At 70.8% G+C, this 2,054-nt stretch carries 2 protein-coding genes; one reads left to right on the plus strand and one right to left on the minus strand.

Annotation, left to right across the window (positions count from 1 at the left end):
- The first annotated feature begins 25 nt into the window (after positions 1-25).
- Entirely contained in the window at positions 26-1,015 is a 990-nt protein-coding gene (locus E1182_RS30355; RefSeq protein WP_132271163.1) for an acetylxylan esterase, read from the plus strand.
- Between the two features lie 111 nt (positions 1,016-1,126).
- Here E1182_RS30355 and E1182_RS30360 read toward each other — a convergent pair.
- Positions 1,127-2,054 (minus strand): non-reducing end alpha-L-arabinofuranosidase family hydrolase (locus E1182_RS30360; RefSeq protein WP_256370862.1); only part of this gene is annotated, 928 nt, incomplete at its 5' end.

Genomic DNA, 2,054 nt, shown 5'->3' on the forward strand with positions numbered 1-2,054 from the left:
CGCCCGGACACCCCCGCGAGGATCCATGCCCCGGTTCGACCTGCCGCCTGACCAGCTCCGGCAGTACGCGCCCGCGGTCGCCGAGCCCGCCGACTTCGACGACTTCTGGCACACCACCCTCGCCGACGCCGCCGCCCGCCCGGCCCTGCTCGACGTCCGGCCGGAGCGGACCGACCTACGACTGGTCGACTCGTGGGACGTCACGTTCGCCGGCTTCGCCGGCGACCCCGTCCGGGCCTGGTACACCCGGCCGGCGGGGGTGGACGCACCGCTGGCCACAGTGGTGGAATACGTCGGCTACGGGCGCGGGCGCGGCCTGCCGCACGAGCGACTGACCTGGCCGGTGGCCGGATACGCGCACCTGCTGATGGACAGCCGGGGGCAGGCCGGGCAGTACGGCGTGGGCGACACCCCGGACCCACACGGCGCACCCGGCGGGCCCTGGCCGGTCACCTGGGGAATCCTCCGCCCACAGGACTACTACTACCGCCGGCTGATCACCGACGCGGTCCGGGCGGTCGACGCGGTCCGAGCCCTGCCCGGTGTCGATCCGACCCGGATCGTCGCCGCGGGCAACAGCCAGGGTGGAGGGCTCGCCCTGGCGGTCGCCGGGCTGATCGACGACCTCGCGGCACTGTTGACCACCGCGCCGTTCCTCTGTCACGTCCAGCGGGCCATCGAGTTGACCGACGCCTCGCCGTACGGCGAGATCGCCCAGTACCTGGCCGTCCACCGGGAGGCAGAGGAGGCGGTCCGGCGCACCCTGTCCTACGTCGACGGGGTCGCCTTCGCCCGCCGGGCGAGCGCTCCGGCGCAGTTCGGAATCGGGCTGCGCGACACCGTCTGCCCGCCGAGCACCGGCTTCGCCGCCTACAACCAGTACGCTGCGGCGACCGGCTGTTCGGAGCCGCCGGCGCGGGAGATGCACATTTACCCGTTCAACGGTCACGAGGGCGGGGAGGCGGTGCACGTGCGTCGTCAGCTGCGCTGGCTGGCGTCGGTGCTCCCGCGGTAGCCGGCGCCTTGTCGACCCTGCGCCGGGCGCCCCGCCCAGCGGCCGAGCCCGCCGACGGTTCCGGCGGTCGGCAAGGCGACCGCCGGAGCCGTCCGGGCGGGAGCGGGCGGGTCAGCAGGTGGAGTTGGTCTGGGTGAGCAGGCCGAGCCGCCAGGGCAGGCTGTTGTAATCACCGCCGGCGTTGGGGTCCATGCCCTGGTAGAGGAACTGCATTCGGCAGGGACTGATGGGGAGGGTCTGATCGTTGCCACTGCGGACCAACTCGCCGTGGCTGATGTCCCGGGTCCAGGCGGTGCCACTGAAGGTGACGTTGTTGGCCCGGGCGAACGGGTTGTTCTCCTCGGCCGCGAGCGCCTGCCAGGGGCCGGCGATGCTGCTGGAGGTCCAGGAGCGGAACCAGCGGCGCCCGTCGCTGCCGATCGCCTCGACCAGGAGCAGGTAGCGGTCACCCACCCGGTAGACGTTGGCGGCTTCGAACAGCCGGTGTGGGTTGGCGTCCTGCATCGCGATGACCGGCTGGCTCATTCCGTTCGGGAAGTTGGCCACGCTGGTCTGGGACCGGTAGAGGTGCCCGTTGTCGTCGGAGGAGAACAGGTGGCAGTTGGCGCTGTCACAGATCACCCACATGTCGACCCAGTAGCCGTTGCCGATGTTGTCCCGGATGATGTCCGGCATGCCGCTGTAGAAGTGCTTCGGCGCGGTCCAGCCGTTCGGGTTGCTGATATCGGGGTTGGTGGAGTACGACGCGTTGCCGGTCTGGTAGACCAGGTACCACAGCCGCTGCGGGGCGAAGTAGAACACCTGCGGCGCAGCCCGGTAGCCGGTGCCGAGCGGGGCTTGGTCGAGGTAGTGGAATGTCGCCGAACCGGCCTGCGACCAGTCGGCGAAGTTGAAGTAGACCAGGTTGTAACCCGACGACTTCGCGGTGCTGGCGAAGACGTGGTAGCGGCCGTTGTGGTAGACCACGGACGGATCCTTGATCCCGGCGATGTTCCGGCCGTCGGCCTTCGGGCCGACCAGCGCTCCGCTGGAGTTCCAC

This window comes from Micromonospora sp. KC721, from assembly GCF_004348355.1.
GTDB lineage: Bacteria > Actinomycetota > Actinomycetes > Mycobacteriales > Micromonosporaceae > Micromonospora.